Source organism: Amycolatopsis sp. NPDC051106, assembly GCF_040682775.1.
Taxonomy (GTDB): Bacteria; Actinomycetota; Actinomycetes; order Mycobacteriales; family Pseudonocardiaceae; genus Amycolatopsis.
In genome coordinates, this window is record NZ_JBFBBQ010000045.1 from 67,013 (window position 1) to 74,109 (window position 7,097).

7 protein-coding genes are annotated in these 7,097 nt (G+C 73.8%); 5 read left to right on the forward strand and 2 right to left on the reverse strand.

Going from position 1 to position 7,097, the window contains the following annotated elements; translation table 11 throughout:
• Nucleotides 1-37: 37 nt before the first annotated feature.
• From AB0M83_RS29320 to AB0M83_RS29330, 3 genes are read left to right on the forward strand one after another with little or no spacing between them, the layout of a single operon-like run.
• Nucleotides 38-1,630 carry an amidohydrolase gene (locus AB0M83_RS29320; protein ID WP_364521625.1) on the forward strand — a complete coding sequence of 531 codons (1,593 nt, stop codon included), beginning with the start codon at nucleotides 38-40 and terminating at the stop codon, nucleotides 1,628-1,630.
• Between the two features lie 11 nt (nucleotides 1,631-1,641).
• On the forward strand, nucleotides 1,642-3,273 hold the full coding sequence (gene lnt / locus AB0M83_RS29325) for an apolipoprotein N-acyltransferase (protein WP_364521626.1): 1,632 nt from the start codon (nucleotides 1,642-1,644) through the stop codon (nucleotides 3,271-3,273).
• A gap of 26 nt (nucleotides 3,274-3,299) precedes the next feature.
• Nucleotides 3,300-4,067 (forward strand): polyprenol monophosphomannose synthase, encoded by a 768-nt coding sequence (locus AB0M83_RS29330; protein ID WP_364521627.1) that lies wholly within the window; start codon nucleotides 3,300-3,302, stop codon nucleotides 4,065-4,067.
• Here AB0M83_RS29330 and AB0M83_RS29335 read toward each other — a convergent pair.
• Nucleotides 4,054-4,800: a class I SAM-dependent methyltransferase gene (locus tag AB0M83_RS29335; protein WP_364521628.1), complete on the reverse strand. Its 747-nt coding sequence runs from the start codon at nucleotides 4,798-4,800 to the stop codon at nucleotides 4,054-4,056. The two genes, AB0M83_RS29330 and AB0M83_RS29335, sit on opposite strands and share 14 nt — an antisense overlap.
• 35 nt (nucleotides 4,801-4,835) lie before the next feature.
• On the opposite strand from AB0M83_RS29335, the gene AB0M83_RS29340 reads away from it, so the two are divergent.
• Nucleotides 4,836-5,636 (forward strand): PIG-L deacetylase family protein, encoded by an 801-nt coding sequence (locus tag AB0M83_RS29340; protein ID WP_364521629.1) that lies wholly within the window; start codon nucleotides 4,836-4,838, stop codon nucleotides 5,634-5,636.
• Here AB0M83_RS29340 and AB0M83_RS29345 read toward each other — a convergent pair.
• Nucleotides 5,563-6,318 (reverse strand): DeoR/GlpR family DNA-binding transcription regulator, encoded by a 756-nt coding sequence (locus AB0M83_RS29345; RefSeq protein WP_364521630.1) that lies wholly within the window; start codon nucleotides 6,316-6,318, stop codon nucleotides 5,563-5,565. The two genes, AB0M83_RS29340 and AB0M83_RS29345, sit on opposite strands and share 74 nt — an antisense overlap.
• Nucleotides 6,319-6,366: 48 nt before the next feature.
• On the opposite strand from AB0M83_RS29345, the gene AB0M83_RS29350 reads away from it, so the two are divergent.
• Nucleotides 6,367-6,981 carry an NUDIX domain-containing protein gene (locus AB0M83_RS29350; RefSeq protein WP_364521631.1) on the forward strand — a complete coding sequence of 205 codons (615 nt, stop codon included), beginning with the start codon at nucleotides 6,367-6,369 and terminating at the stop codon, nucleotides 6,979-6,981.
• Nucleotides 6,982-7,097: the final 116 nt, after the last annotated feature.

Genomic DNA, 7,097 nt, shown 5'->3' on the forward strand with positions numbered 1-7,097 from the left:
TGCCAAGGGCCCCGCCGCCCGGGGGAGACTCAAGGGCGTGACGGACGAACACACGACGCTCCTGCTCGGCGGGCGCATCTACACCCCCGCCGGCCCGGACGCCACGGCGATGGCGGTCACCGGCGGCACCGTGGTCTGGGTCGGCCAGGACGCCCCGGCCCGCACCCTCCACCCCGGCGCCGACGTCGTCGACCTCGACGGCGCGTTCGTCGCGCCCGCCTTCGTCGACGCCCACGTCCACGCCACCGCCACCGGCCTGCACCTGAGCGGCCTCGACCTCACCGGCGTCCGCAGCGGCGCCGAACTGCTGGCCCGCGTGCGCGACGCCGTCGTCCCCGGCCAGGTCCTGCTCGCCCACGGCTGGGACGAAAGCGGCTGGACCGACTCCCGGCTGCCCAGCCGCGCCGAGCTCGACGCCGCCGCCGGCGCCACGCCCGTCTACCTCAGCCGCGTCGACGTCCACTCCGCGCTGGTCTCCACCGCGCTGGTCGAGCTGGCCCCGGCCGCCCGCGACGCCGACGGCTGGTCGCCCGAGGGCCCGCTTACCCGCGCCGCCCACCACGCCGTCCGCGCGGCAGTGCGCGCCGCGATCACCCCCGAACAGCGCGAACGCGCCCAGCGCGCGTTCCTCGCCGAGGCCGCCGCCCAGGGCATCGTCAGCGTCCACGAATGCGCCGGCCCCGACATCTCCGGCCGCGACGACCTCGCCGCCCTGCTCGCCCTCGCCGGCCCGGACACCCCCGAGGTCGTCGGCTACTGGGGTGAGCTCGGCGCGATCGGCACCGCCCGCGAGCTCGGGGCGCGCGGCCTGGCCGGCGACCTGTTCGCCGACGGCGCCCTCGGCTCCCACACCGCCGCCCTGACGACGCCGTACGCCGACCACGCCGGCTCCGGCACCCTCTACCTCGACGCGCACCGCATCGGCGAGCACCTGGCCGCCTGCACCGAAGCCGGGCTGCAGGCCGGCTTCCACGTGATCGGCGACGCCGCCGTGGCCGAGGTCGTCGAAGGCTTCCGGCTCGCCGAGAAGGAAGTCGGGCAGCGCGCGCTGGCAGCCCGCCACCACCGGCTCGAGCACCTGGAGATGGTCACCGCCGAGCAGGCGAAGCTGCTGGCCGGCTGGGGTGTCGTCGCCTCGGTGCAGCCGCTGTTCGACGCGCTCTGGGGCGGCGACAGCGGCATGTACGCCGACCGCCTCGGCGACCGCGCCGCCGGGCTCAACCCGTTCTCGACGCTGGCCGCCGAAGGAGTCCTGCTGGCCTTCGGCTCCGACGCGCCGGTGACGCCACTGGACCCGTGGGCGAGCGTCCGCGCGGCCGCCTACCACCGCACCCCGGGCGCCGGCCTGTCCCCGCGCGCCGCGTTCACCGCCCACACCCGCGCCGGGCACCGGGCGGCCGGCCTCAACGACGGCGTCACCGGCAGCCTCGTCCCGGGCGCGCCGGCGCACTACGCGATCTGGGACGCGACCGACCTCGTCGTCGCGACTCCGGACAGCCGCGTACAGCGCTGGTCCACCGACCCGCGCGCCGGCGTGCCCCCGCTGCCGCGGCTCGAACCGGACGCCGCCCTGCCGCACTGCCTGCGCACGGTCCGCGCGGGTGAAGTCCTCCACGACACCATCACCTAGAGTCGTCTTCCGTGGCAGTCACCGTGGCGGACCCCGAACCGGGCGCCCCGCACCAACCCGCCCGTACCCGGCGGTTCCCGCGTGCCTGGCTGCTGCGCCTGGCCGCGGCACTGGTGTCCGGGTTCGCCTACTACCTGAGCTTCGCCCCGCGTCCGCTGTGGTGGCTGGCGCCGCTGGCGTTCGCCGGGTTCGCGCTCGTGCTGCGCGGCCGCCGGAACTTCCGCGGCGCGTTCGGCTACGGCTTCGCGTTCGGGTTCGTGTTCTTCCTGCCGCTGCTGACGTGGCTGCTGGACTTCCTCGGCCCCGACTTCGGGCCGTGGCCGTGGCTGGGCCTGTCGTTCGCGCTGGCGCTTTACTACGGCCTCGCCGGCGGCCTCATCACGTGGGTGTCCCGCCTGCCGGCCGGGCCGCTGTGGGCCGCGCTGGTGTTCGTCGCGCTCGAGACGCCCCGCGCGTGGTTCCCCTTCGGCGGCTTCCCGTGGGGCCGGGTCGCCTTCAGCCAGCCCGAAGGCGCCTTCCTGCCGCTCGCCTCGATCGGCGGCGCGCCGCTGGTCGGCCTCGCCGTCGTCCTCAGCGGCTTCTGCCTCGCCGCCCTCCTCGGACGGCTCTGGGACGGCCGTGCGGCGCTCACCGCGGCACTGCGGACCCGCCCGGCCGTCTTCGCCGCCACCGGCACGCTGCTGCCCGTGGTGGCCGGCCTGGCGCTGTGGCCCGCCGTCGGCACCAGCGCGCAGGACGGCGAGCTCACCGTCGCGACCGTGCAGGGCAACGCGCCGGACATCGGCCTGGCGCTGCAGGGCGAACGTACCGTCCTGCGCGCCAACACCATCGCCGAGAGCGAACGGCTGCTCGACGCCATCCACGCCGGCAAGGTCCCGAAGCCCGGCCTGGTGCTGTGGCCGGAAAGCGCGACGACCGTCACCGGCCCGGACCCGCAGGTCGACCAGCTCGTGGCGAACTTCGGCGTGCCCGCGCTGATCGGCGCGATCTACGAGCTGCCCGACCGGCACCTGCAGAACTCCGTCATCGCCTGGGACCCGCACACCGGGCCCGGGCAGCGCTACGCGAAGCAGCAACTGGTGCCCTTCGGCGAGTACGTGCCCGCTCGCAAGCTCGCCGAGCTCGTCACGCCGTTCCTCGACCAGGAGACCGTCGACATGGTCCCGGGCGACGGCACGAACCAGGCCGTGGACGTCGCGGGCACCAGGGTCGGCATGTTCGTCTGCTACGAGGCCGCGTTCGACTACCCCGGCCGCGACGCGGTTCGAGACGGCGCCGAACTGCTCGTGGTGCCGACCAACAACGCCTGGTACGGCGAGAGCGAGATGAGCGTCCAGCAGCTGGCCATGTCGCGGCTGCGGGCGGTCGAGCACGGCCGCGCCGTCGTGGTGTCCGCCGTCTCAGGAGTGAGCGCGATCGTCGCCCCCGACGGAACGGTTACCAGCTCAACGGGCCTTTTCACCGCCGATTCCCTGGTCGGGCGCGTCCCGCTGCGGACGCAGACTACGCTGTCGGATCGACTCGGTGCGTGGACGGAGTACGGGCTGCTGGCACTGGCGATCGCCGGGGTGGCCGGCGGGCTCGTGCTCCGTTTTCGCACCCGGCGCACCAGCGCCGGCACGGCAGGGGAAGCGGCGGACTGACCGCCGCGGATATCGGAGGAGCACGGATGTCGCAGGCGCCGCGGGGGGCCCGGGAAATCGAGCCGGTGCTGGTGGTGATCCCGACGTACAACGAGCGGGAGAACCTCGGCCCGATCCTGGATCGCCTGCACAAGGTACTCCCGGACGTGCACGTACTGGTAGTGGACGACGGCAGCCCGGACGGCACCGGCGAGCTCGCCGACGAGCGCGCGGCCGCGAACGAGAACGTGCACGTCATGCACCGGACCGAGAAGGCGGGGCTGGGGGCGGCCTACATCGCCGGGTTCCGCTGGGGCCTGGCGCGGGAGTACAACACGATCGTCGAGATGGACGCCGACGGCTCGCACGCACCGGAGGACCTGCCGCGGTTGCTGGACGCCGTCGGTGACGCGGACCTGGCCATCGGGTCGCGGTACGTGCCGGGTGGCGCGGTGGTGAACTGGCCGCTGAAGCGCCAGGTGCTCTCGCGCGGCGCCAACGTCTATTCGCAGCTCGCGCTGGGCATGCGGACCCGCGACATCACGGCCGGTTTCCGAGCCTACCGGCGTCCGGTGCTGGAGAAGCTGGCGCTGGACGAAGTCAACTCGCACGGCTATTGCTTCCAGATCGACCTGACGATCCGCACGGCCGAAGCCGGGTTCGAGATCGTCGAGGTGCCGATCACCTTCACCGAGCGCGAGATCGGCGAGTCGAAGATGGACGGCTCGATCATCCGCGAGGCGTTCCTGCGGGTGGCCACGTGGGGCGTGGAGCGCCGCTGGCAGCAGCTGCGGCGGCTGCTCAAGCGCGGCTGACCCGCGCGGTCACGATCCACGTCCGGGCGCCCAGCAGCACGCCGTCCGGGGTCTCGTACGCCGCGAACGCGTCCCGGAGGCGGGTCGCGGCGTGTTCGGTGGGCTGCAGCTCCTGGACGTCCTTGAGGCCGAGGGCGAACTCGCTGGCCGTCGCGGCGTCGGGGCCGTAGCAGACGGGTTCGCGCAGCTCGGTGAACTCGACGTCGGCGAATCCGGCGGCCCGCAGCAGTGCTTCGGTGTGGTCCCGGTCGCCGAGGGAGAAGTGCGGCCCGGGCGGTGGCGGGGTGGTGCCGGGCGCGACGGCGTCGTGCAGCACCGAGTACCACTCGTTGCGGGCTCGCTCCTGCCACACCAGCAGCACCAGGCGCCCGCCCGGCCGCAGCGCGCGGGCGAGGTGGGCGAACGCCGCCGGCGGAACGGCGAAGAACATCGCCCCGAACCGGCTGAGCACGACGTCGAACGCCGCCGCCGGGAACTCGTGGGTCTGCGCGTCGGCCACCTCGAACCGCGCCCCGCCGAGTTCCCGTGCCTTGGCGATCGCCTGCTCCGAGACGTCAACACCGAGTGCCTTCGCACCCGCCTGCGCGGCTTCGCGGGTGGATTCGCCGGTGCCGCAGCCGACGTCGAGGACGTCTTCGCCCGGCTTGATGGCAATCGCGGCGCGGAACCGCTCGTTGTGCGGCCGCACCTCGGCGTCGAACAGCGCCGCGAACCGGACCCGGTGCTCACTCATGCCGTCTTCTCCCGTCATCGGCCATCATGGGGCCGATGACGACCATCGTGGCCTTCCACGCCCACGCCGACGACCCCGTGCTGCTCAGCGGCGGCACCCTGGCCCGCGCGGCGGCCGACGGGCACCGGGTGGTGGTCGTCGTGGCCACCGACGGCATGTCCGCGGAACACCCGACCCCGCGGTGGGCCGAACTCGAGGCGAGCGCGGCCATCCTCGGCGTCCGGCGCGTCGTGCACCTCGGCTACGCCGACAGCGGGCACGGGCCCGAGCTGTACCCGGATCCGCCCGGCCGGCAGCGCTTCACCCGCGCGGACACCGAGGAGGCCGCGCACCGGCTCGCCGCCCTGCTGCACGAGGAAAAGGCCGACCTCCTGCTCGGCTACGACCCCCACGGTGGCTACGGCCACCGCGACCACGTCAAGGTCCACGAGGTCGCCCGGCGGGCGGCCCGGCTGACCGGGACGCGGCTGCTGGAGGCGACGATGCCGCGCGACGTCATCGTCCGGCTCGTCCGGGTGGTCCGGGCCCTGCGGATCCCGTTCCGGTACGACCAGGCCGCTCTCGGCCGGCTCTTCAGCCCGGCCTCGGCCATCACCCACCGCTTCGACGTGCGGCGGTTCGCCGGGCGCAAGCAGGCGGCGCTGGCCGCGCACGTGTCCGACGTGCGCGGCGGCGGGCGGCTCGCGGCGGTGCTGCGGGTGCTCGTGTGGCTGCCGGCGCCGGTGTTCGCGCTCGTCGCCGGCCGCGAGTGGTACGTCGAGGTCACCGACCGGGGAACGCGACCCCGAACGCTGCCAGTTTCTGCACGTTCTGGTCGGCGTCGTCGGCGTCGGTGATGACGCCGGCGATGTCGGCGAACGGCAGCACGGTGAACCGCGAGGCCGCCCCGAGCTTTTCGGCGCTGGCCAGCACGTAGGTGTCGGCGGCGCGGCGGGCCAGGGCGCGTTTCATCGCGGCTTCCTCGGCGTCGCCGGTGGTGAGCCCGGCGTCGGGGTGGACGCCGGTGACGCCGAGCAGGAAGACGTCGGCGCTGATCGCCTGGGCGGCCTCGGCCGCGGCGGCGCCGCAGGTGACCGCGGAGTGCCGGAACAGTCGCCCGCCCAGCAGGAAGACCTCGATGCCGGGGTGGTCGAGCAGAGCGACGGCGACGGTCGGGCTGTGGGTGACGACGGTGGCTTCGAGGTCTTTCGGCAGCGCTCTGGCGACGGCGAGGGTGGTGGTGCCGCCGTCGAGGATGACCGTCGAGCCGGGCCGGACCAGGCCGGCGGCGATCGCGGCGACCCGGTCCTTGCCCTCGACAGCGATCGCCGTCCGGCTCGCGTAGTCGGCGACGGCGGGGGAGACGGGCAGCGCGCCGCCGTAGACGCGCTGGCAGAGCCCGGCGGCGGCCAGGTCGCGCAGGTCGCGGCGGATGCTGTCCTCCGAGACGCCCAGTTCCGCCGCCACGTCCTTCGCCAGCACCTTGCCGTCGGCCGCGAGCCGGGCAAGCAGCAGGTCGCGTCGTTCACCGACCAGCATGCACAATCCTCCTTGTTTCTGCCGAGTCGTGCACATTATGGTCGGGTCATGACCTCATCGGCAAGCCAGTCGCGCAACCCGCGCGTCCGGGTCACCAACGTGGAACTGCTGTCGTCGGCCTGGTACGTGCTGCGCCGCACGACGTTCGACTACCGGCACGGCGACGGCCGCTGGACGACCGAACAGCGCGAAACCTACGACCGCGGCAACGGGGCGACGGTGCTGCTGTACGACGTGGCGGGCGGGACGGTGCTGCTGACCCGCCAGTTCCGCTACCCGGTCTACGTCAACGACCACCCGGACGGGATGTTCATCGAGGCCGCGGCGGGCCTGCTCGACGCCGACGACCCGGAGACGGCGATCCGCCGCGAGGCGCAGGAGGAGACCGGGGTGCGCATCGGGGAGCTGGAGCACGTGTTCGACGTGTACACGAGCCCGGGCTCGGTGACCGAGCGCCTCCACTGCTACGCGGCGCCGTACGACCCGGCCGACCGCGGCGAGGGCGGCGGCATCGCCGAGGAAGGCGAGGACATCGAGGTGCTGGAGCTGCCCTTCGAGGACGCCCTGAAGATGATCGGGACGGGCGAGATCGCGGACGCGAAGACGATCATGCTCCTGCAGTGGGCAGCCCTGCACGGCCCGTTCCGCGGCACGCCGGCATAGCGCGTACCCAGAGGGTCGGTTCACGTACCTGGACGGTCGGTTCACGTACCTGGACGGTCGGTTCGCGTCCCTGGACGGTCGGCTCACGAACCGACCCTCTGGGTACGTGAGCCGAC